General features: G+C 71.6%; 22 protein-coding genes and 1 pseudogene. 6 read left to right on the top strand and 17 right to left on the bottom strand.

Features of this window, described 5'->3' with window-relative positions; translation table 11 throughout:
• Positions 1 to 154: 154 nt before the first annotated feature.
• The 5 genes from ACZ7MX_RS20855 to ACZ7MX_RS20835 form a co-directional block, all read right to left on the bottom strand.
• Positions 155 to 730, bottom strand: a complete 576-nt coding sequence (locus ACZ7MX_RS20855; RefSeq protein ID WP_472134142.1) for a GNAT family N-acetyltransferase — start codon at positions 728 to 730, stop codon at positions 155 to 157.
• A gap of 119 nt (positions 731 to 849) precedes the next feature.
• Complete coding sequence (locus ACZ7MX_RS20850) at positions 850 to 1,509, bottom strand: DedA family protein (protein ID WP_472134141.1); 660 nt, start codon at positions 1,507 to 1,509, stop codon at positions 850 to 852.
• A 220-nt stretch (positions 1,510 to 1,729) separates the two neighbouring features.
• Positions 1,730 to 2,194, bottom strand: a complete 465-nt coding sequence (locus ACZ7MX_RS20845; RefSeq protein ID WP_472134140.1) for a DoxX family protein — start codon at positions 2,192 to 2,194, stop codon at positions 1,730 to 1,732.
• 79 nt (positions 2,195 to 2,273) lie between these two features.
• On the bottom strand, positions 2,274 to 4,289 hold the full coding sequence (locus tag ACZ7MX_RS20840) for an FAD/NAD(P)-binding protein (RefSeq protein WP_472134139.1): 2,016 nt from the start codon (positions 4,287 to 4,289) through the stop codon (positions 2,274 to 2,276).
• A 264-nt stretch (positions 4,290 to 4,553) separates the two neighbouring features.
• Complete coding sequence (locus ACZ7MX_RS20835; protein ID WP_472134542.1) at positions 4,554 to 5,198, bottom strand: HNH endonuclease family protein; 645 nt, start codon at positions 5,196 to 5,198, stop codon at positions 4,554 to 4,556.
• Between the two features lie 261 nt (positions 5,199 to 5,459).
• On the opposite strand from ACZ7MX_RS20835, the gene ACZ7MX_RS20830 reads away from it, so the two are divergent.
• Both ACZ7MX_RS20830 and ACZ7MX_RS20825 read left to right on the top strand, forming a co-directional pair.
• Positions 5,460 to 6,218 carry an ABC transporter permease gene (locus ACZ7MX_RS20830; protein WP_472134138.1) on the top strand — a complete coding sequence of 253 codons (759 nt, stop codon included), beginning with the start codon at positions 5,460 to 5,462 and terminating at the stop codon, positions 6,216 to 6,218.
• Between the two features lie 193 nt (positions 6,219 to 6,411).
• A complete protein-coding gene (locus ACZ7MX_RS20825; protein WP_472134137.1) occupies positions 6,412 to 6,993 on the top strand; it encodes a TMEM165/GDT1 family protein in 582 nt (193 codons plus the stop codon).
• A gap of 93 nt (positions 6,994 to 7,086) precedes the next feature.
• Here ACZ7MX_RS20825 and ACZ7MX_RS20820 read toward each other — a convergent pair whose 3' ends face one another.
• Entirely contained in the window at positions 7,087 to 7,749 is a 663-nt protein-coding gene (locus ACZ7MX_RS20820; RefSeq protein WP_472134135.1) for an HAD-IA family hydrolase, read from the bottom strand.
• Positions 7,750 to 7,960: 211 nt separating this feature from the next.
• Positions 7,961 to 8,998: a peptidoglycan-binding domain-containing protein gene (locus ACZ7MX_RS20815; protein ID WP_472134134.1), complete on the bottom strand. Its 1,038-nt coding sequence runs from the start codon at positions 8,996 to 8,998 to the stop codon at positions 7,961 to 7,963.
• A gap of 249 nt (positions 8,999 to 9,247) precedes the next feature.
• On the opposite strand from ACZ7MX_RS20815, the gene ACZ7MX_RS20810 reads away from it, so the two are divergent.
• Complete coding sequence (locus tag ACZ7MX_RS20810; RefSeq protein WP_472134133.1) at positions 9,248 to 11,332, top strand: MDR family MFS transporter; 2,085 nt, start codon at positions 9,248 to 9,250, stop codon at positions 11,330 to 11,332.
• A 4-nt stretch (positions 11,333 to 11,336) separates the two neighbouring features.
• On the opposite strand, the gene ACZ7MX_RS20805 is transcribed toward ACZ7MX_RS20810, so the two are convergent.
• Entirely contained in the window at positions 11,337 to 11,873 is a 537-nt protein-coding gene (locus tag ACZ7MX_RS20805) for a GNAT family N-acetyltransferase (RefSeq protein ID WP_472134132.1), read from the bottom strand.
• Positions 11,874 to 12,112: 239 nt separating this feature from the next.
• On the opposite strand from ACZ7MX_RS20805, the gene ACZ7MX_RS20800 reads away from it, so the two are divergent.
• The gene (locus ACZ7MX_RS20800) at positions 12,113 to 12,466 is read left to right on the top strand and encodes a DUF4190 domain-containing protein (RefSeq protein WP_472134131.1); all 354 of its coding nucleotides are present in this window, start codon (positions 12,113 to 12,115) and stop codon (positions 12,464 to 12,466) included.
• Between the two features lie 185 nt (positions 12,467 to 12,651).
• Here the strand turns inward: ACZ7MX_RS20800 and ACZ7MX_RS20795 are convergent, their stop codons facing one another.
• The 5 genes from ACZ7MX_RS20795 to ACZ7MX_RS20775 all read right to left on the bottom strand — a co-directional run bounded on the left by ACZ7MX_RS20795 (position 12,652) and on the right by ACZ7MX_RS20775 (position 17,932).
• A complete protein-coding gene (locus ACZ7MX_RS20795) occupies positions 12,652 to 12,984 on the bottom strand; it encodes an antibiotic biosynthesis monooxygenase family protein (RefSeq protein ID WP_472134129.1) in 333 nt (110 codons plus the stop codon).
• Between the two features lie 67 nt (positions 12,985 to 13,051).
• Positions 13,052 to 14,110: a DUF2330 domain-containing protein gene (locus tag ACZ7MX_RS20790; RefSeq protein ID WP_472134540.1), complete on the bottom strand. Its 1,059-nt coding sequence runs from the start codon at positions 14,108 to 14,110 to the stop codon at positions 13,052 to 13,054.
• Positions 14,111 to 14,444: 334 nt separating this feature from the next.
• Entirely contained in the window at positions 14,445 to 15,929 is a 1,485-nt protein-coding gene (gene proP, locus ACZ7MX_RS20785; protein ID WP_472134128.1) for a glycine betaine/L-proline transporter ProP, read from the bottom strand.
• A 457-nt stretch (positions 15,930 to 16,386) separates the two neighbouring features.
• Entirely contained in the window at positions 16,387 to 17,388 is a 1,002-nt protein-coding gene (locus tag ACZ7MX_RS20780) for a CU044_5270 family protein (RefSeq protein ID WP_472134126.1), read from the bottom strand.
• Entirely contained in the window at positions 17,381 to 17,932 is a 552-nt protein-coding gene (locus tag ACZ7MX_RS20775; RefSeq protein WP_472134125.1) for an RNA polymerase sigma factor, read from the bottom strand. The genes ACZ7MX_RS20780 and ACZ7MX_RS20775 overlap by 8 nt, the downstream gene beginning before the upstream one ends.
• A gap of 136 nt (positions 17,933 to 18,068) precedes the next feature.
• Between ACZ7MX_RS20775 and ctaD the strand changes: the two are divergent.
• Together ctaD and ACZ7MX_RS20765 are read left to right on the top strand one after the other, a co-directional pair.
• Positions 18,069 to 19,706: pseudogene (gene ctaD, locus ACZ7MX_RS20770) on the top strand (aa3-type cytochrome oxidase subunit I); the annotation flags it as partial.
• Entirely contained in the window at positions 19,703 to 20,083 is a 381-nt protein-coding gene (locus ACZ7MX_RS20765; protein ID WP_472134124.1) for a hypothetical protein, read from the top strand. The pseudogene ctaD and the gene ACZ7MX_RS20765, both read left to right, overlap by 4 nt.
• Here ACZ7MX_RS20765 and ACZ7MX_RS20760 read toward each other — a convergent pair.
• From ACZ7MX_RS20760 to ACZ7MX_RS20745, 4 genes are all read right to left on the bottom strand, one after another.
• Positions 20,073 to 20,798 (bottom strand): hypothetical protein, encoded by a 726-nt coding sequence (locus ACZ7MX_RS20760; protein ID WP_472134122.1) that lies wholly within the window; start codon positions 20,796 to 20,798, stop codon positions 20,073 to 20,075. The genes ACZ7MX_RS20765 and ACZ7MX_RS20760 overlap by 11 nt on opposite strands.
• Before the next feature lie 109 nt (positions 20,799 to 20,907).
• Positions 20,908 to 21,270: a DUF6114 domain-containing protein gene (locus ACZ7MX_RS20755; RefSeq protein ID WP_472134120.1), complete on the bottom strand. Its 363-nt coding sequence runs from the start codon at positions 21,268 to 21,270 to the stop codon at positions 20,908 to 20,910.
• Positions 21,261 to 21,881, bottom strand: coding sequence for a DUF6230 family protein (locus tag ACZ7MX_RS20750; RefSeq protein WP_472134119.1), 621 nt, complete (start codon positions 21,879 to 21,881; stop codon positions 21,261 to 21,263). Before ACZ7MX_RS20750 ends, ACZ7MX_RS20755 begins: the two co-directional genes overlap by 10 nt.
• A gap of 254 nt (positions 21,882 to 22,135) precedes the next feature.
• Positions 22,136 to 23,368 (bottom strand): cytochrome P450, encoded by a 1,233-nt coding sequence (locus tag ACZ7MX_RS20745; protein WP_472134118.1) that lies wholly within the window; start codon positions 23,366 to 23,368, stop codon positions 22,136 to 22,138.
• Between the last annotated feature and the right edge of the window lie 57 nt (positions 23,369 to 23,425).

Here is a 23,425-nt window from a genome sequence, read left to right as displayed (position 1 = left end):
CCTCGCGTGTGTGGTTCGGACCCGGCCCGTGGGGCGCCGACGGGCGCTGCCTGCCCCGCCCGCGGAGGACGGCCGTGCTGACGTGGCCGCTTACGCAGGTGGCGGTTGGGTGGGCTGTGACGCTCGACTCTACTCCGTATCGGTGCCGCCTCGGTCAGTCGATGCCGAAGGGGGCGGCGTAGCGGACCGTGCCGCGTGGGGGCAGGGAGCCGTCCAGGGAGAGCGCGAGGAAGGCCCCGTCCGGCCAGGGCTGTGGGGGGAGGATGCCGAACCGGCTCGCGGCCGGGGCGAAGCCGAAGCGTGGGTAATACGGCGGGTGGCCGAGCACGATCGCGGTGCGCTCGTCGGCCGCACGCGCCGCATCGAGGAGTGCCCGGATCACGGCACTGCCCGCCCCGGACTTCTGGTGCGCGGGCAGCACAGCGCAGGGGGCGAGCGCGACGGCGGGTACGTCGTCGACATGGCAGCGGGTCAGCAGGGCATGGGCGGCCGGGGTGCCGTCCGGGGCGTCGGCGACGTACGAGAGTCCGGGCAGCCAGGCCGACGGGTCACGGCGCAGGGCATCGACGAGGTCCGCCTCCTCGGCCGTCTCGAAGGCCGCGAGGTTGATCCGGCGGACGCCCGGTATGTCCTCGGCGGTTTCCGGGCGGGCGTGCCAGGCGGACCGGGCCGCGGGGGACGGGCCCGCCGCGGCGGCCGGCTCGGGTGCGTCGTCGGTGCTGCTGGTCATGTCCTTCATCGTCGCAGCAGGGTCTGACAACGTGCCAGGAGATGTCCGCCGGGGCGGGCGGGATGCGGCCGGCCGGCCCCCGCCCCGGGGCCCGGCCGCCGTCCTCGCCGCGCCCCGCCTCAGTGGGCGGGGTGGCGTTGCGGGCGGCGCACCAGATAGGCGGCGGCCGATCCGGCGGCGAAGAGGGCGACGACCGAGAGTGCGGTGCTCATCCAGGACGTGCCGAGCCAGTGGCCGCCGAAGTAGCCGAGGCTCACGCTGTACGCCGCCCAGGCCAGCCCGGCCAGTGCGGACCAGGGGAGGAACTCGCGGACCGTACGGTGCGCGACGCCGGCACCGAGGCTGACCACGGACCGTCCGGCCGGGGCGAAGCGGGCCAGTACGACGAGGCCGCCACCGCCGCGGGTCAGCGCCGCGCCGAGGCGTTCCTGCGCGGCGGTGAGGCGCCGCGAGCGGCTGATGGCGCGGTCGAAGCGGTCGCCGCCGCGCCAGGCGAGCCGGTAGGCGACCATGTCGCCCAGTACCGACGCGGTGGCCGCGCAGACCACCAGGGAGATGACCGCGGCGAGGTGGCTGCCACCGTGGACGGACGAGGCCATCTTCACCGCGTCGCCGGCGGTGGTGGTCCGCGCGGCCGTGGTGCCGGCGGCCGTAGTGGCCGCGGCGATCACCAGGACGCCACTCGGCAGGATCGGGACGAACACATCGAGCAGGATCGAAAGACTGACGATCACGTACAACCAAGGGGTGCCGCTGAGGGCCCCCAGGCTTTCCAACAACGTCCTTCTCCCGGTCCGAACCCCGCCGCGACGTCGCTCGGTGCGGCAGGGGCGGCTTTACGGCCATACAGCGTACGCCTGGCCATTTCAGCCGGTAGGTCCGGCCCCCGGCCGCGGGGCGTGATACGCCGCGGCCCGTACGTGTGAACACGCCGCGGCCCGTACGGCGGAGGTGCCGTACGGGCCGTGGAAGCAGGCGCAGCAGTTGCCCCGGGGGGCATCAGGCGGCGGTGGGATCCCCCTGGGAGGCCGGGGCCGGCTCCTGGTCGCGGTCGCCGAAGAAGACCCGGTCGAGTGCCCAGGTGCCGGGGCCGGTGAAGAAGATCAGCAGGAAGGCCCAGCAGAACATCGCCGACGCCTCACCGCCGTTCTGTATCGGCCACAGCGCGCTGCCCTGGTGGACGGAGAAGTACGCGTACGCCATCGAACCGGAGCTGATCAGCGCCGCGGCGCGGGTGCCCAGGCCGAACAGCACCAGGATGCCGCCGGCCAGCTGGATCACGGCGGCGTACCAGCCGGGCCAGGCGCCGGTGGGGACGGTGCCGCCCTGGCCCATCGCGCCGCCCAGGACGCCGAAGAGCGAGGAGGCGCCGTGGCAGGCGAAGAGCAGGCCGACGACGACGCGGAAGAGTGCGAGCACGTGCGGCGTCGCTCTCTGGGTGAACGAGTTCAGCGGTGCTGACATGTGGGGAGCTCCTACGGTTTCTGGGGACGATGGGAACCGCGGAGCATAGGTTAGGGGGACCTAACCAGTACTTGCAAGTTCAACCTTTGGTCAAACGTGATCTTTGGTTCGCCCCAGTCGTCTCCGGGCTGGTCAGCGCGGCCCTGAGCGCGGCCCGGGCCACCGCGTCCGTATCGGCCAGCGTCACCGAACCCACCCCCGGGCGCGCCCCCGCGGCGGTCACCCAGTGCACGCCCTCCGTCGGCACCCCGACCGCGAACCGCCGCGGATGGGGCCGCCCGTCCGCCTCGACGAGGTGGTACGGGCTCGGCGTCACGTCCAGACCGCCGGTCTCGTAGCCGTCCACGGTGTGCGGCCGGCAGTCGCCGTCGGCCAGGAGCCGGGACAGCAGCGCGTCCCCGGTACGCCGCAGGTCGGGCTCCGGCAGCCGGGCCTCGATCAGCGTCGTCGCCGTCACCTCCGACCCGGGGACGTCCGGGGAAGCGGCCGTGAAACCGGGCCCGCGCCCGTCGGCGGCGCCCGTCCGGACCGCCATCCTGGGGCCGACCACCTCCAGCACGCCCGCCTCGATGAGGGCCGCCATCTCCGCTATCCGGCGGCGCGGCGGCCCGATGGACAGGAAGGCGTTGAGCGGGGTGTACCAGCGGTCCAGGTGATCGCGCCGGGAGGCGCCGGCCAGGCCGCCGTGGTCGACGATCTGCCGCAGTTCGTTGCGCAGGTCCCGCAGGACGTCGAGGGCCGCCTTGACGGGGCCGGAGACGTTGTTCTGCCGGGCCTGCGCGATGTCCTCCCGCAGATGGTCCAGCAGCCACTCCCGGAAGGCGGCGCGGTCGGCGAAACCGTGCTCCGTGTGCGGCCGGGAAATCCGGTCCCAGTCCCAGCGGTCGGCGGGCGCGATGCCGAACGCGTCCAATACGGCGGCCTCTTCGGCGCCACGGTGCGCCGTACCGAGGAAGCGCTCGCGGAAGCGGTACCGGGTGGGGGCGGGGTCCTCGGGGTGCCTCCGGGAAGGGACGGAGTCGCCGGAGTCGTGGGAGCCGCCGGAACGCGTGGCCCGGCGCGGGGCCGTCGCCTCGCGTCGGGTCAGCAGCGCCTCGTAGTAGACGGTCTCCACTTCCTTCGCCACCAGGGGCCAGACCTCCGTCAGGAAGTCGGGCAGGTCGCCGGAGTCCGCGCGCTTGCGGAAGGCGGCGATCACGTCCGGCGTCAGGAGCAGCGGCAGATGGCGGCCGTGCGCGCCCTTCGCGTTGTCGCCGCGCGCGTGGTACGGAACGCCGCGCCGGGACCCCGCATACAGCCGCGGCTCGCGTCCGGACGGCAGATACCGCAGCCGGCCGTCCGCGCCGGGCACGAACCTGCCGCCGCGGGCCGTCGTCAGCAGCGCCATGTGGTCGAAGAAGTTGAGGCCCAGACCGCGCAGGATCACCGGGCGGCCGGGCGCCAGCGCCTCCAGGTCGGCGGCGAGGTCGGCCGGGTTGGCGGGCGGCAGATAGCGCAGGCCGTGTCCGGCGGCGTACGTGGCCAGCCGCTGCTCCTCGGGCCCGGGGCGGGTGGGCAGATGGCCCTGGGCGAGGATCACGGCGCCCAGGCCGTGCAGGGTCCGGCCGTCGTCCAGGGTGAGCGACTGCGATCCGTCGGGGGCCTCGGTCAGCCGTACCGCGCGGGCCCGGTGGACGTCGACGGTCACCTCCTCCGAGGCGGTGCGCACCGTACGGCGGAAGACCCACTCCAGATAGCGCCCGTACAGCGCGCGCCCCGGATAGTCGTCGGGTCCGACCTCGCACCCCTCCCAGGCGTACAGGCTCGGACCGGTGCGTATCGGGCCGGCGCACTCGACGCTGTCGTCGGTGAAGAGCGTGACCTGGGAGGCGACGGTGTTCATCAGGAGCTCGGGCGGCTGGGCGGTGCGCCATACCTGGCCGGCGCCGGGCGGGGCGGGATCGACCACGTGAACGGTCAGCCGGGTGCTCGGGGCCAGTTCGGCGGCCGAGGCGCAGATCCGCTCCAGCACGCTCGTCCCGCGCGGCCCCGCACCGACGACGGCGAGGGCGGCGACGGGGCGGGGGCGGCGGTCGGCGAGGTGGTCGGCGGCCAAGAGGGGCTCTCCCTGGGGCGGTGGACGGCCGGCGCGCGGGCGCGGCCGCCCGAGCGTGCGGGCGACGAGGTGCGCCCCATCATCACCGCCCGCGGCGCCGCCGCGGCACCCGGGTGCGCTGAGAATCACACCGGTACCGCAGGGCGGCGACCGGCCGCCGGGCAGGTCGCCCGGATTCGCCGGGAACGCCCACCGAGAGCGCCCGCCGACCGGGTGTCCGGTCGGCGGGCGGCGGCGGCCGTCCAGGGGTGTCCCCGGGGACCCTCAGCAGCGGTCCAGGATCTTCTTCAGGGCGGCCTTCTCCGCGGCGTCGGCGGTCATGCCGTACTCGTGCTTCACCCAGACCCACATCCGGGCGTACTGGCAGCGGTACGACGCCTTCGGCGGCAGCCACTTCGCCGGGTCCTTGTCGCCCTTCTCCTGATTGACGTTGTCGGTGACCGCGATCAGCTGGGAGTGCGTCAGGTCGTTGGCGAGTGCCTGGCGGCGGGCGGTGGTCCACTTCGCGGCGCCCGACTTCCAGGCTTCCGACAGCGGGACGACGTGGTCGATGTCGATGTCGGACGCCTTGGTCCAGGTCGCACCGTCGTAGGGCGAGACCCAGGTGCCGCTCACGGCCGCACAGCTGCCGTCCTGGTGCACGTTCTTGCCGTCGCGCTTGAGCACCACCTCACGGGTGTTGCAGCTCTTGCCCTGGTCGATCCAGTGCGGGAACTTGGCGCGGCTGTAGCCGTCCTGCGGCCCCTCGGGCTGCTGCTTGATCTGGGTGAGGTACGTACGGGCGGTGGCCGCGCTCGGCGGGCTGGGCGGCGCGGCCTGGGCGGACTGTCCGCTCAGCACCAGCGTGCCGAACAGCGCCGCGGTCGAACCCGCGGCGATGGACATTCGACGCGCGTAGACCTTCGACACGGTCTTTGCCATCGGAACTCCCTTGGAGTGGGGGGTGGTTGACTGCGGTGCGGGCCCATGGTGGTGAGGTGGGGTTGCCGTGGGGTGGGCACCAGGTAACAGAGTGACGACATGCTCACGACAGATCAAGAGCTGACGGCCCGCCATAAGTGCGTGACGGCACTCCGGTTGGCGTGGATGGCGCCACTCCGATTGGCCCGCTGAGGTGTCTGCGCCGGCCGAAGTGCCTGCGTCCGCTGTCGTCCGCCCTACAGTGAGCGCGTGCTGCTGCCGGTCAATACCACCCTCGGGGTCGTCCTCGCCGTCCTCCTGGTCGCCGCCGTGGCCGTCGCCGGCCTGACGCATCTGGGCCATGGCCGGGCCATCGCGGTCGCCGGACTACGGGCGGCCGCGCAACTCGCCGCGGTCTCCTACCTCATCGGCTGGGTGGTGGGCGCACTTCCGTGGCTGCTGTGCTTCCTGGTGCTGATGTTTGCGGTCGCGGTACGGACCGCGGGCCGGCGGATCACCCAGAACCGCACCTGGTGGTGGGCCGCCGTGCCGATCGCCACCGGGGTGGTCCCGGTCGTCGGGCTGCTGCTGGCGACCGGTCTGGTGCCGCCGCGGGGCCTCAGCCTCATCCCCGTCACCGGGATCCTCATCGGCGGTGCGCTGACCGCGACCGTGTTGGGCGGGCGGCGGGCGCTGGACGAGCTGGAGACCCGGCGGGGCGAGTTCGAGGCGGGGCTCGCGCTGGGGCTGCTGGATCGCGACGCGCGGATGGAGGTCGCCCGCCCGGCCGCGTCGGACGCGCTGCTGCCAGGGCTCGACCAGACCCGGACCGTGGGGCTGGTCACACTTCCCGGGGCGTTCGTCGGCATGCTGCTGGGCGGCGCCTCGCCCGTACAGGCGGGCGCGGTGCAGCTGTTCGTGCTCATCGCCCTGCTGGCGGTGCAGGTGGCGGCCTGTGCGGTGGTGCTGGAGCTGGTCGCGCGCGGACTGCTGCACCGCGTACCCTTGAGGACAGCAGAAGGGGAGTAGCTCTCCGCCGGACCGTCGACATACTGCCCTCCCTCGTGGGGGGCCGGCGCCCGGAGCGCGATGCGGACACCGCAAGGCGGTACGCAGCGCGCCAGCGAGACCTTCGGCCGCAGTGTCCGACGCTGCCGTGCCGAAGCGACCCCTCTCCCGGGCCCCTTATGGTGCGGCCCAACCGATCGAGGTATTCCACCCCGTGTTCAGCCTGACCGTCGCCGCCGTCGTCTTCGGCGTCATCTTCCTCGCCGAACTGCCCGACAAGACCGCCCTCGCCGGACTGATGCTCGGCACCCGTTACCGCGCCTCGTACGTCTTCGCGGGGGTCGCCGCCGCCTTCCTGCTGCACGTCGCGCTCGCGATCGCGGCGGGCAGCGTGCTCACCCTGCTCCCGCACCGCGTCGTCCAGGGCGTGGTCGGGGTGCTCTTCCTGGTGGGCGCGGCGGTGCTGCTCTTCAAGAAGGACGAGGACGAGGAAGACGTGGCCAAGCCCGCCGACCAGAGCTTCTGGAAGGTCTCCGGGGCGGGCTTCATGATGATCCTGGTGGCCGAGTTCGGTGACCTCACCCAGATCATGACGGCCAACCTCGCGGCCCGTTACGACGACCCGCTGTCGGTCGGCGTGGGCGCGGTGCTGGGCCTGTGGGCGGTGGCCGGGCTCGGCATCCTGGGCGGCCGCACGCTCATGAAGCACGTCCCGCTCAGGCTCATCACGAAGATCGCAGCGGGTGTGATGGCCCTGCTGGCGGCGTTCAGCTTGTACGAGGCGCTGGCGGGCTGAGGTCCGCGGGCCGGGGCGGGGCGTGGCCAAGCGTGGGCCGGGTGGGGGCGTGGCCAAGCGTGACCCGAGCCCTCCGCCCGGAGGCGGGGGGCCTCAGCCCTCGACGTGGACCGCGATCCCGCCGTCCGGCAGCGCCTCGACGCGGAGCTGAGTGAGGTCGCGGACGTGGGCGGTGGGAGCGTACGCCGCCGCGCGGTCGCCGACGCCGATCACCCGCATGCCGGCCGCACGGCCCGCCTCTATGCCCGCCTCGGAGTCCTCGAAGACCAGGCAGTCCTCGGGGGCGAAGCCCAGTTCGGCGGCGCCCTTGAGGAAGCCCTCCGGGTCCGGCTTGCTGGCGCTCACGTTCTCCGCGGTGATCCGTACGGCGGGCATCGGCAGCCCGGCCGCCGCCATCCGCGCGTCCGAGAGCGGGACGTCCGCGGAGGTCACCAGGGCGTGCGGCAGGTCCGCGAGGGCGGCCAGGAAGGCGGGCGCGCCGGGGACCGGTACCACGCCGTCCATGTCGGCGGTCTCCTGCGCCAGCATCCGGCGGTTGTCCGCCAGGTTGAGTTCCATCGGGCGGTCCGGGAGCAGTGCGGCCATCGTGGCCCAACCCTGGCGGCCGTGGACGACCGCGAGGACCTCGTCCGCGCCCAGCCCCTGCTCGGCCGCCCAGCGGCGCCAGCAGCGCTCCACGACGGCCTCGGAGTTCACGAGCGTGCTGTCCATGTCGAGCAGCAGGGCGCGGGCGGTGAGCGTGGTGGTTGCCGTCATCGGCGGGGGCTCCTGGGCGCTACGGGTGCTCGGGCGGCGCGGAACCGTACGAGCGCAGGGAGGTCAAGCGGCTCCGCCCGCCGGTCAGGGAGTGCGGGCGGAACCACTTTGTTTTCTCACGATACAAAATGCGGAGCGGCGCGACAACCGGGGGTGGTCGGCCCGGCCCCGCCGGCCACCCGGCTCCCTACGGCTTCCGGGTGCGGACTCCCTACGGCTTCCGGGTGCGGGCCTCCAGTGATTGCCGGGTGCGCGGGCCGTAGACGCCGTCCGGGTCGCCGGTGACGCGGTAGGCCCGCTGGTAGCGCGAGACGGCGTCCCGTACGTCCGCGTCGTACCAGCCGTCCCCGGCGCCCAGATAGAGGTCGAGCTGGCGCAGCCGCTCCTGGAGCTCGGTCACCTCCGGTCCGCCGGAACCCTCGCGCAGCACGATCGGCCCGGTGGGGGCGGGGCTGGGGTCGTCGCCACCGGGGGAGTCGGTGACGCTGCCGGAGGCCCTGGTGGGCGCGGGCGGCGGCGGCACGGCCGTACGGGAGAGCTGCACGGTGGCCTGGGGGGTGACGGTGCCGGTGGCACCGGAGGAGGGCGAGCGAGGGGGGGACGGGGGTGGAGAGGGGGCGTTCCGGGTGGCGGAAGGGGCCCCGCCGGTGGGGAAGGCAGCGGTGGGGGAGACGGTGCCGCGGTCGGGTGGCGCGGCGCGGTCCTGTGTGCCGGCGGACAGCGCATCGGTGCTGATCAGGACCGCGGTGGCGGCCACCGCCGCGCCGGCCGCGACCAGTGCGGCGGGCAGTGCGCGCCGGCGGTGGGACGGGCGAGCGGGCGGTGGGAGCGCGGACGGCGGGGGATCGGGCGGGGGCGGAGTGGCGGGGCCGGAGCGGTACGTCCGCGAGGTCGGTCCGGCCGGGCGGCGCGCTCGGGGCACCAAGGGCTCCGCGGCGGAGGCGGCGGGGAGGGGCGGCGGGCCGTTCGCTATGTGCACGGCGGCGTCGACCCCCGGTAAGTCCTCCCACGCGTCCGCCGTCCCCCTGGCCGGCGGGCCCGCACCGTAGTGGGGCTCCCTCCCGGCGTCGGCCTCCGGCCCGTGGGCGGTCCGCGTCCCGTCGGGCGGCTCCTCCTCCGGCAAGGACACGTACGGCCGTACGCGCAGCGGATCGAAGTCCTCCGCATCGGCCGCCGCACACAGGCACGTGGGCCGGCCGTTGCTCCGTACGGGGGCCGAGCAGTGCGGGCAGGTCCGTAATGCCGTCACGAGTGCGCTCCTCCCTGGAGGCCCGAACAGGCAGCGATTATCCAGACGCCGCCGCGCCCGCGCAGGTGCTCGCGGACATCCGCCCGGCATACCCGAGGTGTCCGCCGGCCGACGAGGCCCGCCGATCACCGCTCGGCGGGCCATATCGGCCGGAACCGCCCACCATGGAACGCGACGGAAGACGTCTGGAAGCCCGGAACGCGGGCACCCGGACCCGAACCCGCCGTACCCGCAACGAAGGAGACGCACATGGCGCCGGACACCAGCGCCCCTGCCGTCCCGGGGGAGCGCCGGTCGCAGCGGACGGTTCTCGTCGCGATCGGCGCGCTGCTGCTCGGCCTGCTCATCGCGGCGCTCGACCAGACCATCGTCGCCACCGCGCTGCCCACGATCGTCAGCGAACTCGGCGGTCTCGACCACCTCTCCTGGGTGGTCACCGCCTACCTGCTGGCCTCTACGGCAGCGACGCCCCTCTGGGGCAAGCTCGGTGACCAATACGGACGCAAGAAGCTGTTCCAGGCCGCCATCGTGATCTTCCTGATCGGCTCGGTGCTGTGCGGCATCGCGCAGAACATGGGCGAGCTGATCGCGTTCCGGGCCGTCCAGGGCCTGGGCGGCGGCGGTCTGATCGTGCTGTCGATGGCGATCGTCGGCGACATCGTGCCGCCCCGCGAACGCGGTAAGTACCAAGGACTGTTCGGCGCGGTCTTCGGCGCCACGAGCGTCCTCGGACCGCTGCTCGGCGGGCTGTTCGTGGACCACCTCAGCTGGCGCTGGGTGTTCTACATCAACGTCCCCATCGGGATCGTCGCGCTCGCCGTGATCGCCGCCGTCCTGCACATCCCGAGCGACCGCACCCCGCACCGGATCGACTACCTCGGCACCGTCACCATCGCCGCGGTCGCCGCCTGCTTCGTGCTGATGACCTCGCTCGGCGGCGTCAGCTACCCATGGTTCTCCTGGCAGATCATCGGCTTCGGCGTGCTGGGCGTCGTCCTCCTGGTGGCCTTCGTCCTCATCGAGCGCCGGGCCGCCGAACCCGTCATTCCGCTGCGCCTGTTCCGGCTGCGCACCTTCTCGCTCACCGCCGTCATCGGCTTCGTCATCGGCTTCGCGATGTTCGGATCGATGACGTTCCTGCCGACGTTCCTGCAGATCGTCCAGGGGGTGTCACCGACGCTGTCCGGTGTGCACATGCTGCCGATGGTGTTCGGCATGCTGCTCTCGTCCACCGCGTCCGGCCAGATCGTCAGCCGCACCGGTCACTACAAGGTCTTCCCGATCGCCGGCACCGCCGTGGTGATGCTCGGACTCCTGCTGCTGCACCGGCTCGACCCGTCCAGCGGCGTCGCCGAGATGAGCGGCTACTTCTTCGTCTTCGGCTTCGGACTCGGCCTGGTCATGCAGGTGCTGGTGCTCATCGTGCAGAACGCCGTCGCCTATCAGGACCTCGGCGTCGCCACATCGGGCGCGACGTTCTTCCGCTCCATCGGCGCCTCGTTCGGCGTCTCCCTCTTCGGCACGATCTTCGCCAACAAGCTCGGACCGCGGATCGCGGCCGCACTGGCCGGGCAGCAACTGCCGCCCGGCGTCGACCCCGCGAAGATCGCCCAGGACCCGCGCGCCGTCGCCCGGCTGCCGGCCCGGCAGGCGGCCGGCGTGCTGCACGCCTACGCGAACTCCATCACCGACGTCTTCCTCTACGCCGTGCCGGTCGTCTTCGTGGCGTTCGTGCTGGCCTGGTTCCTCAAGGAGGAGCCGCTGCGCGGCAGCGTGACCGCCCCGGACACCACCGAGGTGCTGTCGTCCAACCCCGTCGAGCGGTCGTCCCGCGACGAGTGCGCCCGTGCGCTGTCCAAACTCGGCAGCATGGAAGGGCGCAAGCACATCTACGAGAAGATCACCGAGCGGGCCGGCCTCGACCTCAAACCGGCCGCCAGCTGGCTGCTCCTGCGGATCCACCGCTACGGATCGGTCGAACCGGGGCTGCTCGCCGAACGCACCACCGTCCCGCTCGGCGTGCTCGCCGAGAGCGTCCGCCAGGTCGAGGAACGCGGACTGGCCACCCGCGACGGGCTGTTGATGCTGCTGACCGACCGGGGGCGGGAGGTCACCGAGCGGCTGTCGGCGGCCCGCCAGGAGTCGCTGGCCGAGATGCTGGGTGACTGGTGGACCAAGGACCGGCCCACCGACCTCACCGAGCTGGTACGGGAGTTGACGGCGGAGCTGTGCGGCTCGGACGCGGAGGAGCCGCACGTCGGCCACGCCCGGCAGCCGGTGCCGCGCCCCGCCGCCTCCCCACGGCCGCCCCGGCCACCGGATCGTGCGCGGTGAGCCGCTAGAGGCGCTTCTCGAAGAAGATCTCCGCGTAGATGTCGTCGTGGTACGGAGCGATCTCGACGAAACCGTGCCGCCGGTAGAGCGCGATGGCCTCCGTCAGGTCCAGGCGGGTGTCCAGCCGGATCCGCTCCGCACCCAGCCGGGCCGCGGCCGCCTCGGCGGCCATGAGCAGCCCGCCACCGCCACCCAGGCCGCGCGCGGCGGGCCGGACGAACATCTGCTTGAGCTCGGCCGTGCGCGCGTCCAGCAGCCGTACGCCGGCGCAGCCCGCCGGCCCGCCGCCGCGGCGGGCCACCAACAGCACGCCGTGCGGCGGCGCGAGATCTGCCACGGGGTACTCCGCCACTCCCTCGTCGATCTCCTGCGGGGTCGAGAGACGGTCCTCGTGCAGCGTGAAGTAACGGTCCGCCACTTCGGTGTAGTACTCCCGCAGCAGCGCCCGCGCGTCCGGCGAATCGACCGGCTCCGTGGAGATGGTCCAGGGAGTGGAGGGGGAAGCGGGAGTGGCGGTGCGGAGGATGGCGGCGTCGCTCATGGCGCCCATTGTGGCGGCCGGGACCGGGCCGGCCGCAACGGAATTGAGGGCGGGACGGGTTGCCGGCCGGGCGGTCGAGGGCTGGACAGTTGAGGGCCGGACGACCGGTGGTGAAAACCGGCCAGGCGATCAAGTTGCACGACCGGTATCCCCGAGAGACGGTCGTAAGAGCGCATACCTATCTGTTTTCGGCAGGGGGGAAGGACGGAAAAGTCCTCACGGAAGTAGGAAAAAGCGCCATGAGCACCCAGCAGCCCCAGGATCCCCGCAGCAACCGACCTCCCCAGCAGCAGTACCCGCCGCAGTACCCGCCGGCGCAAGCTGCTCCGTATTCATACCAACCACAGCCGACGAGCGGTAAAGCCGTGGCATCCATGGTTACCGGAATCGCGTCCCTGGTCATCCCTTTCATAGGAATCGTCACGGGGCCGCTTGCCATCGTCCTGGGCACCAGAGCGCGCGGCGAGATACGGCGCACCGGGCAGAAGGGCGATGGGCTCGCCATAGCGGGGCTGGTGACCGGCATCATCGGCTGCGTCGGCTACGCGATCTTCTTGGTCCTCCTCATCGTCGGCGCGGCCACCGGATCGTGACGCCGGGAGACGCATGACAGGACCTCTTGGCGCAGCGGGCTTTCGACACCGCAGTGGCTACCAAGAGGTCCTGGTCGTTCGCGTCACTTCCTTCGCGTCACTTCACCGGGTTCCGGCCCTCTCCCGGCGATCAGTTCGGGGCGGTCAGGTGAGAAGCGGCGATCAGCTTGTGGCGATCAGCTTGGTCACGCGTTCTTGGGAGCTGCTTGCTGGACGACCTCGAACGACCACAGGGTGGATCCGCTGGCAGCGGGCTTCGGTCGCTCGCCGCCGCCCTGGTCGCCGCCGCCCTGGTGCGCCGCCTTCATGGGCCCCTCCATCCACGCCTGGAAGGACTCCTCGTCACGCCACCGCGTGTACACCAGGTAGTTGTCGGTGCCCTCCACCGGGCGCAGCAGCTCGAACCACTCGAAGCCGTCCGAGGAGTCCACCGTGCCCGCGCGGGAGGCGAAGCGCTTCTCCAGGACCTCGCGCTGTTCGGTGGGGACGGTCAGGACGTTGATCTTCACGATGCTCATGGCCCCATCGTGCCGTACGGGACTGCCAAGGCGGCGTAAGGGGCGGCCGGGTGCCCGCTCAGTGCGCTCACCCGGTGGCGGGGGACATGCGGCGGCGCCTGCGGGCGGCGACCGACAGCGCCAGGGCTGCCGCTGCTGCCTGGAGGAGCAGCAGGGTCCCGGCGACCGTCACGATCCAGGCCGGGACGCCGGCCACCGTCAGCAGCGCGTACTCGTACCTGACCCGCCGGTACGGGGTGTCGTGGGCGGTGCGGCGCAGTTCGTGGTCGCCGGTGATGCGGTGCGGTTCCGGGAAGCTCTGGTCCAACGCCGTGAGGAAGACCGGGCGGCTGCCGGCGAGGTCCTGCACGGGTCCCTCGGGGCGGATGCGGCCTGCGAAGAAGACCTCGGGGCGGGAGCCGCCGATCGTGCTGCGCGGTTCCATCCGGTGCGGTGCGAGGACGTAGAGGCCCAGGGATTGCGGGGTCGTGGCCAGGGCGGAGAGCCGCATCGGGTAGACGAGCCGGGCGCTGGCGAAGGTCAGCTGCAGGGGATCGAGGGTGCCGGAGAGCGTGCGGTGCCGTTTGGCGGGGGCCAGGCGGATCGCGACGTACTCCCAGTGGTGGGCGACGTAGGGACGGAGGGCGCTCGCCAGCGGGGCGGGGAGGTGGAAACCGTGTGTTTTCAGCCAGTTGCGCAGGGCGCCGGGGTCGGTGGCGGTCAGCCGGGCGACGTCGAACGGGCCCAGCCGCTCGCGGCCGACGACCCCGACGCCGGGGCTGCCCGCCGACGGCGGCGGGGCCTCGGCGGCGTCCCCGTTCTGCCCGAAGGGCCAGTCGCCACCGTGCGGCCAGAAGTAGTGGCGCTGCGCGACGGCCGGTTCGGTCAGTGTGGCGAGCCGGTCGAAGACCGCCGGATCGCCCAGTTTCACCGTGGCCCGGTGCGGTACGGGCATGATCCACGCGGCGTCGGGGGCGGTGCCGTTGACCTGGAGGCTCATCACGATCTGCTCGGTCGTCCCGTCCCAGCGCACGACCGAGGTCTCCCGGCCCACGGCCATGGTGGTCCTCGGGTCGTGCACCATCGCCCCGCAACCGCAGGCGTACGCCGGGCGGGCCAGCGACACCAGCTGGACGGCCAGCAGCATCAGGACCACCAGCAGCGCCTGCCGGTGCGCCCGCCGCCGTCCGCCGGCCCGCGCCGCCGCCCGTCGCGCCCGTGGCCGGACCGTCGCCAGAGCCATGTCGTCCCCCGCCCCTCTTCCCGCACCGTGTCTGACCTGGGCGTCTCACCCGGCAGACTGCTCGCTGCCGCCGGCACCCGGCGCCCGGCAGCGTCGACACAGACGGTGGGGAGGGGGTGGCCGGTTCCCGACCCTGCCGTCCCGAGCGCCGCGCCTCAGCCACCACCGGCCCGGAGATGCGGCGAGGGCCCGGCCGGAGGTCTCCGGCCGGGCCCTGCTCAGGAACGGAAGGGTGCGGTCAGCGGGCCGCCCGTACGACCTCCTGGGCCTCGGCCGCGGTCTCGACGGCCGGCGGGGAGCCCGGGAGCGGCTTGCGGGCGCTCTCCGACATCCGCCAGACGGCGATGCCACCGATCACGGCCGCCGCCATCATGTAGTAGGCGGGCATCATCGTGTTGCCGGTCGCGCCGATCAGGGCGGTGACCACCAGCGGCGTGGTACCGCCGAAGAGCGACACCGAGATGTTGAAGCCGATCGACAGCGAGCCGTAGCGCACCTTGGTCGGGAACAGCGCGGGCAGCGCGGCCGGCATCGACGAGGTGAAGGTGACCAGCAGCAGCCCCAGCGCGGCCATGCCCAGCGCGATGGCGACCAGCGACCCCTGCCGGATCAGCAGCAGCGCGGGCACCGACAGCACCAGGAAGCCGGCGCAGCCCGCGGCGATGACCGGGCGGCGGCCGAAGCGGTCGGAGAGCAGGCCCGCGAACGGCTGGACCACCATCATCAGCACCATCACCGCGAGCACGACCAGCAGACCGTGCGTCTCGTCGTACTTCAGCTCCGAGGTCAGATAGCTCGGCATGTACGACAGCAGCATGTAGTCGGTGACGTTGAAGACCAGCACCAGCCCGACGCACAGCAGCATCGAACGCCACTGGCCGAAGACCATCTCGCGGATGCCGATCCGCTTCTCGGCCTCGCGGCGCGCCTTCTCCTTGGTCCGCGCCTCCTTCTCCAACTGGGCGAAGGCCGGGGTCTCTTCGAGCCGCATCCGGAGGTAGAGGCCGATGATGCCCATCGGGCCGGCGATCAGGAACGGGATCCGCCAGCCCCAGGAGTTGAGGTCGTCGGTGGACAGCAGGGCCGTCATCAACGTGACCAGGCCGGCGCCGCCGACGTAACCCGCCAGCGTGCCGAACTCCAGCCAGCTGCCCAGGAATCCGCGCTTCTTGTCGGGTGCGTACTCGGCGATGAAGGTCGAGGCGCCGCCGTATTCGCCACCGGTGGAGAAGCCCTGCACCAGGCGGGCGACGAGCAGCAGGATGGGCGCGCCGACGCCGATGGTGGCGTACGACGGGATCAGGCCGATGGCGAAGGTGCCCACCGCCATCATGATCATGGTGATCGCCAGCACCTTCTGGCGGCCGATCCGGTCACCGAGCGGCCCGAAGACCATGCCGCCGATCGGTCGCACCAGGAACGCCGCCGCGAACGCGCCGAACGTCGACAGCAACTGCGCGGTCGGATTCCCGGACGGGAAGAAGACGTGCCCGAGAGTGACCGCGATGTAGCTGTAGACGCCGAAGTCGAACCACTCCATCGCGTTGCCCAGCGCGGCCGCCGACACCGCCCGTTTGACCATCGCGGGGTCGACGACGGTCACCTCGGGGGAGGACTGCTGCGGCTCTGCGTGCCGGTCCGGTCGCAGACCGGGGGACTCGGCACCGGCACTGCTGCCGATGGGGGGACGGGGGCCGGGTGCGACGGGAGACTTCGTCGGCACGTGTTCGCTCGCCTGCGCTCTCTGGGACGACTACAGGAACCGCCCGCCATCGGGTGGCGGGACATGACCCGCCATGGCAGCGACGGGCAGGCCCGCCGTCGAGCGGCGGGCAAAGGTCGACCATAGGGGCAGAACGGTTCATCACGGACAGTGCGCGGATGACCGCGCAGGCGGTCGTATACCCGCTCCTTGCAGGGGAAACTCCCTTTTGCCGAGCAAGGTGAGGGACCTTCGTCTGTGATCCATCTCGCGGGGATCGACTGCAACCGTCCACTGGTTTGTGGCATGCGTCACTCGACAGGGCCGTCCGGCTCGACAGGCCGGGGCCCACGCCGCCGGGCCGTACGCGAAACGGCGCGGCGGCACACAGCACCGCCGCGCCGAAACGGGATCGTCGCGTCCCCTCAAGGATCGGCCATGCCGCGCCGCCCCGCCACTCGGGAGCCCGGGCCGCCCGTCACGGCATCCACGCCTCGTACGACATCACCTGGCCCGCCTTCACCTTGAAGTCCGGCTGGTCGGTGGTGAAGGTCTCCTCCAGGCCCAGCAGTTCGCCGGTCCGCGGGTCGAGGATCACCATCTGCCGCAGGCTCGCCCCGTCGTGCACATACGCCTCACCGCGCCGCCCCAGCCGGTCGGTGACCGAACCGGCCGGACGCAGGCCCCCGGCATCCGCCAGCATCCGTGCGACGGCGGCCGTTTCGCGCGGACCCGGGGTCCACTCCCCGCGGAACGAGGAGAGCGCCTGCAGCAGGGGGGAGACGGTACGGGCGCCGCCCGCCCCGCCGTACAGCCACCCCAGCTCCGCGCGCAGCTTCGCCGGGTCCGTCGGCGGCCGGGTACGGGAGGCCAGGCCGCCGTGCTGCGCCTCGGAGCCCGCCGGGTAGGTCCTGCGGTGCAGGACCTTGCCGTCGCTGACGGTCCGCCAGTGGCCGTCGTCGTCATGGATGACCGGCCGGCCCGGGTGCCGGGGGTCGGTGGCCACGACCAGTTCGGAGCCGCTGCCGTCCGCGTGCCACCGGGTGATGCGTTCTTCGGGCACGGTGACGGGCGGTGCCGCGTCCGGGCCCTCCTGCATGCTCAGGTACCAGCTCTGCACATGGCTGCCCCGGTGCGGCCCGTCCCCCGGAGCGGCCGCCCGGGCCCTGGCCTCGGCCCTGCGCGCGAGTGCGGCCAGCGGGACCGGCCGGGTGTCGGCGCGCGGCACGAGCGGGCCGGGCGCCGCGGCCGCGGGGCTGCTGCCGGCGTCGGACAGCAGGAAGCAGACCACCGCCACCAGCGCGAGCACCGCCGCCTCCGCGCGCAGCATCAGCCGGCGCCCGGCCCGCCGGGTGCGCGTGTGGTGCAGCAGACGGGCAAGGCCCGCTTCGGCGCGGGCGTCCAACGGGCGGTCCCGCCAGCGCCCCGCGCCGGCCGGTACGGGATCGGCCGCGCGCAGCAGCTCCAGTTCGTCACCCATTGCGGCCCCCATTGCCGTCCTCTCCTGCTCGTGCGGACACCGTCGTCCGCATACGGTCGATCTCCGCGCGCAGGCGGCGGCGCGCCCGGTGCAGCCGCATGGCCGCCGCGCCCCGGCCGCACCCGAGGGTCACCGCCAGCTCCTCGACGGTCAGTTCCTCCCAGGCGGTCAGCCGCAGCACCTCCTGGTCGGCGGGCGAGAGCCGGGCCAGCGCCTCGTGCACCCAGGAGCCGGGCCGCTCGGTGTCCGGACTCTCCACGGTCTGCCGCCGGTGCGCCGTCTCGTGGTTGCCGAGGCGGTTCAGCAGCCGCCGGTACCGGCTCAGTCCGCGCACCGTGTTGGACAGGCAGTTGCGGGCCACTCCGTAGAGCCAGGGCAGCGGGGACTCGGGGAGCTCGGTGCGGCGCCGCCAGGCTATGGAGAAGACCTCCGCCACCACTTCCTCGACCTCGTGTGCCGACCCGTCCAGCCGTCGCGCCACGAAGCGGCTGACCGCCCAGTAGTGGGCGCGATAGGCCTCGGCGAAGGCGTCGTCCGTGCTCATGAACCGTTGGTGTCCGGCATGCCCCCGATCTTCACACCCGCACCGAGTGACACATGCCACCCAGTCTCGCCCTGCCCGCGGGCCGGTTGGCGGTGAGGATGACGGCCCTCCCGGACACCAACGGGGCATGAAGCTCCCCGTGAAGTGGCTCACCACCACCGACCACAAGACGATCGGCACGCTCTATCTGGTCACCGCCTTCGCGTTCTTCTGCGTCGGCGGACTGCTGGCCCTGCTCATGCGCGCCGAACTCGCCCGCCCGGGCCACCAGATCATGTCGAACGAGCAGTTCAACCAGGCGTTCACGATGCACGGCACGATCATGCTGCTGATGTTCGCGACGCCGCTGTTCGCCGGATTCGCGAACTGGATCATGCCGCTGCAGATCGGCGCGCCCGATGTCGCCTTTCCCCGGCTGAACATGTTCGCCTACTGGCTCTACCTCTTCGGCTCGCTCATCGCGGTGGGCGGATTCCTGACCCCGCAAGGGGCGGCGGACTTCGGCTGGTTCGCCTATGCGCCGCTGTCGGACGCCACGCATTCCCCCGGAATCGGCGGCGATATGTGGATCATGGGTCTGGCCTTCTCCGGGTTCGGCACGATCCTGGGTGCGGTCAACTTCATCACGACCATCATCTGCCTGCGTGCGCCCGGCATGACGATGTTCCGGATGCCGATCTTCACCTGGAACGTGCTGCTGACCGGTGTGCTGGTCCTGCTGGCCTTCCCGGTGCTCGCGGCGGCACTGTTCGCGCTGGAGGTGGACCGTAAATTCGGTGCGCACGTCTTCGATGCCGCGAACGGCGGGGCGTTCCTCTGGCAGCACCTCTTCTGGTTCTTCGGGCACCCGGAGGTGTACATCATCGCGCTGCCGTTCTTCGGCATCATTTCCGAGGTCATTCCGGTGTTCTCCCGGAAGCCGATGTTCGGTTACCTCGGTCTGATCGCGGCGACGATTTCGATTGCCGGCCTTTCGGTCACGGTGTGGGCGCACCACATGTACGTCACCGGTGGCGTGCTGCTGCCGTTCTTCTCCTTCATGACGTTCCTCATCGCCGTGCCGACCGGTGTGAAGTTCTTCAACTGGATCGGCACGATGTGGAAGGGCTCGCTGTCCTTCGAGACGCCGATGCTCTGGGCGGTCGGCTTCCTGATCACCTTCGTCTTCGGTGGTCTGACCGGGGTGATCCTGGCCTCGCCGCCGATGGACTTCCATATCTCCGACTCGTACTTCGTCGTGGCGCACTTCCACTACGTCGTCTTCGGGACGGTCGTCTTCGCGATGTTCTCCGGCTTCCACTTCTGGTGGCCGAAGTTCACCGGCAAGATGCTGGACGAGCGGCTCGGCAAGATCACGTTCTGGACGCTGTTCGTGGGCTTCCACGGCACGTTCCTCGTCCAGCACTGGCTCGGCGCGGAAGGCATGCTGCGCCGTATTCCGGACTATCTCGCGGCCGACGGATTCACCACCCTCAACACCGTCTCCAGCATCTTCTCCTTCCTCCTCGGACTGTCGATCCTGCCGTTCCTCTACAACGTGTGGAAGACCGCGAAATACGGCGAGAAGGTCGAGGTCGACGACCCGTGGGGCTATGGCCGTTCGCTGGAATGGGCCACGTCCTGCCCGCCCCCGCGGCACAATTTCCTCACCCTGCCCCGCATCCGCTCCGAATCCCCGGCGTTCGATCTGCACCACCCGGAGACCGCCCGGGAACTCACGGCCGCGACGGATACCGAGGACCGGTCCGGTACCGGGATCGAGGCCCGGGCATGAGCGAGCGCATCCGCACCGGTGAGGAAAGGACCTGGGACGGCGAACGGGAGCTGGACCGGGCCGTCAACGAAATCGAGGGCTTTCTGCTCTGGGAGGCGGAGAAGGACCGCGCCCGCACCCGCGCGGAGGCCTTCTGCGCGGCGCTTCCCTGGCTCACCGACACCCAGCGGCAGGAAGTGGCCGTCCGCTATTGCCAGGACCAGCACGACACCTCGCGGGCCTATCTGCACCGTATTGCGGTCCGCAGCGCGAGTCTGCGGACCGAATACGAAGGCGTCTACCGGGTCCTTCGGCGACGGCTGGTCACCGCGTGCGTGAGCGCCACGACGGTGCTGGTGGCCCTGGTGGCGGTGGCGGCCGCCGGCCTCACCCGGTGACGGTGATCTGGGACGCCGGATCGGTGGTGTCGCGCACCTGATAGGTGGCGTTGAACGTCGAACTGGTCGCACTGGTCGGGCAGCCGAACCCGCCCACCACCTTCACCGGCACCGAGGCGTTGCGGAAGGCCAGGGTGGACGGTGCCCCGTTGGTCCAGGTGCCGTCGACGGTGGCCGCAGTGGTGGGCGCCGCGGTCACCGTGCAGGACGCCAGACCGCTGGTCCTGAGCACGAACCCGCCCGAGGGGATGGTCAGCCCGGCGGTCACCGGTGTCCCGTTCTGCATGGCCACGCCCCAGGTGCCGGTGGTGGTGACGGTCGCGCTCACCCCGGGCATGCTCGTCGTACAGGAGCCGTAGGTCGCGGGGGTGGTCGAACTGCTCACCGGCCCGGCGTCGTTGTGGTTGCCGGGCGCGGCCGGGACCTGGCCGCTGGACGTCGAGGTCGTGCACGTCACGGTCACCGATCCGGCGGTGAAGGTGGCCTTGCCGCTGAGGGTGGCGGTGAAGGCATGGCCGGCGGGGGTCACGGTCGTGGCGGCGCCGGTTCCGGCCGGCTGCGCCATCGCCGGACCGGTCACCCCCGCCGCCAGTCCGACCGCCGCGGCGATCCCGGCACCGGCGACGACCAGCGCCCGCCTACGGGACGTACGGGAGGTAAGGGAGGTACGGGAGGCCCAGGGTCGGGCGGATGTGGGGTCCTGAGCATGCGTCATGGTGGGGCTCCTTCCAGAGGGGGTTCCAGAGGGGGTTCCAGAGGGGGTTCCAGAGCGGTTCCGGAGGGGGTTCCAGGGGGTGCACAGGGCGGTTCCGCACGGGAGTTGGTTACGGAGACGGCGGTTCCGCCGCCTCGGTCGGCTGCCAGGCGAAGATCATCGAGCCGCCGAGGATCCCGATGACCGTGCCGATCAGGAAGCCGCCCAGGTTGGACATCACCAGTGCGGCCGCCGCACACAGGACGGTGAGCATCCCCGCGAGCCCCCGGTAGTGCGGTGCGCACCACGCCGAGAGGCCCATCAGGATCATCACCAGTCCCATCAGGACGGACGGGATGCCGGCGATGCCCTGGTGCAGCATGATCTTCAGGGGCGCCAGAGGGATGGCGCAGATCTCGGCGCCGGCGACGACGGCCGCCAGACCGCCCCAGAAGGGCCGTCCCGTCCGCCAGCGCCGCCAGGTCAGAAGCATTCCTTGGTGCCCTTGGAGATCTTCATCTGCAGGCCGGTCAGCTTGAAGGTGCCGGCATTGGTCGCCCAGGCGGTCTGCCGGAGCTTGGTGATGCTGACGTCGTCGGCCTGCTGGGCGAACAGGTCCTGCATGCCCTGCGCGCTGGCCGGGCCCTTGTCCAGCGTGGAGGCGTCCCGGCCGATCTCGATGGCGTGGAAGGACGCGTTGCCGGAGAGCTGGGTGGCGTCCACGAACAGGTCGCTGGCCTCGACCGGCGTACTGCCCGTACCGGCACTGAGGTTGAGCGAGATGTCACCGATGACGGGCAGGTGGGTGACCACCGACTGGCAGAGGTGGTGGAGTTGGGCCGTCTTGATGGCGGTGACCGCGACCGGCAGGAGATCTCCCCTGGCGTTCGCGTCCACGCTGCCGTACTGGGCGAATCCGTCGCCCTTGAGGCTGTCGGCGGACACCTTGAACTGCTGTCCCGATACGGCGAACGAGGCGGCCAGCGCCCCGTTGGCCAGGGCGATGCCCAGGGCCGCGGTGCCGGCGAGGGCCGGGACGGCCAGCACGGCGAACTTGCGCCAGCTGGTGCGTCCCGTGACAGGTCTGCCGTGTGCGTCCTGCATGGTGTGGGTCCCCTTCGTCAGAGCGGTGGAGCGCGCTGTCACGAGATGTGGGGGGAGTGGCGTGGAGGGTGCGCAGGGGAACCGGGCGCGGCACGTGAGGGGGGAAGTCCGGGTTACCCGCGGTTACTTACTGGCGAGTTCGAATGTAAGTCTGCACCTGACGGCTGGCAAGGTTGAGCGGCAATCGGTTTTCGGACATATGGCGGCGCCCGGTGGCCCCTGCCGACCACCGGGCGCCGCGGGGCAACATCGACTCAGCCGTACTGCACCTGGAGTTCCTTCACGCCGTTGAGCCAGGCCGAGCGCAGCCGCCGTGGATCGCCCGCCAGCGAGATGTCCGGCATGGCGTCCGCGATGGCCTGGAAGATCAGGTTGATCTCCAGTACGGCCAGCGACTTGCCGAGGCAGAAGTGCGGTCCGCCGCCTCCGAAGCCGAGGTGGGGGTTGGGGTCGCGGGTGATGTCGAAGACCTCGGGCTCGTCGAAGACCTCGGGATCGTTGTTGGCGGACGAGTAGAAGATCCCGACCCGCTGGCCCTTCTTGATGTGTGCGCCGCCCAGTTCGGTGTCCTGGGTGGCGGTGCGCTGGAAGGACACCACCGGGGTGGCCCAGCGCACGATCTCCTCCGCCGCGGTCGCGGGGCGCTCGCGCTTGTAGAGCTCCCACTGGCCGGGGTGGGTGAGGAAGGCGTGCATGCCGTGCGTGATGGCGTTGCGGGTGGTCTCGTTGCCGGCCACCGCCAGCAGCAGCACGAAGAAGCCGAATTCGTCCGAGCCGAGGTTCCCCTCGTCCTCCGCCGCCACCAGCCGGCTGACGATGTCCTTGGCCGGGCATTCCTTGCGCGCCGCGGCGAGGTTCATCGCGTACGAGATCAGCTCCATCGCCGCATTGCTGCCGACCTCTTCGGTGATGGCCAGTTCGGGATCGTCGTAGGCCACCATCTTGTTGGACCAGTCGAAGATGCGGGCCCGGTCGTCCTGGGGGATGCCGATGAGTTCGGCGATGGCCTGGAGGGGCAGCTCGCAGGCGACGTCGGTGACGAAGTCCCCCGAGCCGTTCGCCCGGGCCTGGGTGACGATCTGGGTGGCCCGGTGGCGCAGCGCGTCCTCCAGCGCCCGTATGGAGCGCGGGGTGAATCCGCGCTGCACTATCTGGCGGACCCTGGTGTGCTCGGGCGGGTCCATGTTCAGCATGATCAGCTTCTGGACGTCGATCTGCTCCCGGGTCATCGAGGCGTTGAACCGGATGATCGAGGTGTTGAGGTTCGCGGAGAAGACCTCCGGTTTGGTGGAGACCTCCTTGACGTCCTGATGGCGGGTGACGACCCAGTAGCCGTCGTCGTCGAAGCCGGCGATGCCGTGCGGCTGGGCGTTCCACCACACGGGCGCGGTCTGCCGCAGCAGCGTGAACTCGGGGAGCGGGACGCGGGACCGGTAGACGTCGGGATCCGTGAAGTCGAACCCCTCGGGCAGCGCTGGGCATGGCATCGGCGACTCCTGATCCGTGGGCCATCGGGTATCTGACGCAACGTCAGGTGCGGGGTC

Source organism: Streptomyces sp. NPDC107765 (assembly GCF_055657085.1).
The sequence above is the reverse complement of the archived record's forward strand: the minus strand, read 5'-3'. Positions and strand labels throughout refer to the sequence as shown.

Bases quoted from the DNA above. Each gene is read 5' to 3' on its own strand.
- ACZ7MX_RS20855 (WP_472134142.1), bottom strand. From the start codon at position 730: ATGACCAGCAGCACCGACGACGCACCCGAGCCGGCCGCCGCGGCGGGC.
- ACZ7MX_RS20845 (WP_472134140.1), bottom strand. From the start codon at position 2,194: ATGTCAGCACCGCTGAACTCGTTCACCCAGAGAGCGACGCCGCACGTG.
- ACZ7MX_RS20820 (WP_472134135.1), bottom strand. From the start codon at position 7,749: ATGACGGCAACCACCACGCTCACCGCCCGCGCCCTGCTGCTCGACATG.
- ACZ7MX_RS20810 (WP_472134133.1), top strand. From the start codon at position 9,248: ATGGCGCCGGACACCAGCGCCCCTGCCGTCCCGGGGGAGCGCCGGTCG.
- ACZ7MX_RS20805 (WP_472134132.1), bottom strand. From the start codon at position 11,873: ATGAGCGACGCCGCCATCCTCCGCACCGCCACTCCCGCTTCCCCCTCC.
- ACZ7MX_RS20800 (WP_472134131.1), top strand. From the start codon at position 12,113: ATGAGCACCCAGCAGCCCCAGGATCCCCGCAGCAACCGACCTCCCCAG.
- ACZ7MX_RS20795 (WP_472134129.1), bottom strand. From the start codon at position 12,984: ATGAGCATCGTGAAGATCAACGTCCTGACCGTCCCCACCGAACAGCGC.
- ACZ7MX_RS20790 (WP_472134540.1), bottom strand. From the start codon at position 14,110: ATGCTGCTGGCCGTCCAGCTGGTGTCGCTGGCCCGCCCGGCGTACGCC.
- ACZ7MX_RS20780 (WP_472134126.1), bottom strand. From the start codon at position 17,388: ATGGGTGACGAACTGGAGCTGCTGCGCGCGGCCGATCCCGTACCGGCC.
- ACZ7MX_RS20775 (WP_472134125.1), bottom strand. From the start codon at position 17,932: ATGAGCACGGACGACGCCTTCGCCGAGGCCTATCGCGCCCACTACTGG.
- ACZ7MX_RS20765 (WP_472134124.1), top strand. From the start codon at position 19,703: ATGAGCGAGCGCATCCGCACCGGTGAGGAAAGGACCTGGGACGGCGAA.
- ACZ7MX_RS20760 (WP_472134122.1), bottom strand. From the start codon at position 20,798: ATGACGCATGCTCAGGACCCCACATCCGCCCGACCCTGGGCCTCCCGT.
- ACZ7MX_RS20755 (WP_472134120.1), bottom strand. From the start codon at position 21,270: ATGCTTCTGACCTGGCGGCGCTGGCGGACGGGACGGCCCTTCTGGGGC.
- ACZ7MX_RS20750 (WP_472134119.1), bottom strand. From the start codon at position 21,881: ATGCAGGACGCACACGGCAGACCTGTCACGGGACGCACCAGCTGGCGC.
- ACZ7MX_RS20745 (WP_472134118.1), bottom strand. From the start codon at position 23,368: ATGCCATGCCCAGCGCTGCCCGAGGGGTTCGACTTCACGGATCCCGAC.